We start from the raw sequence: 251 nt of genomic DNA on the forward strand, positions 1-251 counted from the left end.
TTTCACATGTTCAGCCCTAGTGTACCCTTTTCTTGGTGCCTGCACCGCCCTTTCTAAGGTGGATAACCTTCCTCTAAATGCGCTTAAGAATATATTAATACTAATTCCGAATGGAAATAGACGAGAATTTTTTAAGCGGTGAGGAAGGAGGAATAGTCTGTTGTGAAAATTTTAATCGTCGGAACAGGTTATGTGGGGACGACTACCGCTCTTGTTTTTTGCGAAATGGGCCACCAAGTAACCGGGTTAGA

At 42.6% G+C, this 251-nt stretch carries 1 protein-coding gene; it reads left to right on the forward strand.

Annotated features, from left to right (window positions below):
- Positions 1 to 162 precede the first annotated feature (162 nt).
- On the forward strand, positions 163 to 251 hold an 89-nt coding region (locus tag RYX56_RS24065), incomplete at its 3' end, for a hypothetical protein (RefSeq protein WP_317124346.1).

It is taken from the genome of Alkalihalophilus lindianensis, assembly GCF_032843265.1.
GTDB lineage: Bacteria > Bacillota > Bacilli > Bacillales > Bacillaceae_D > Alkalihalophilus > Alkalihalophilus lindianensis.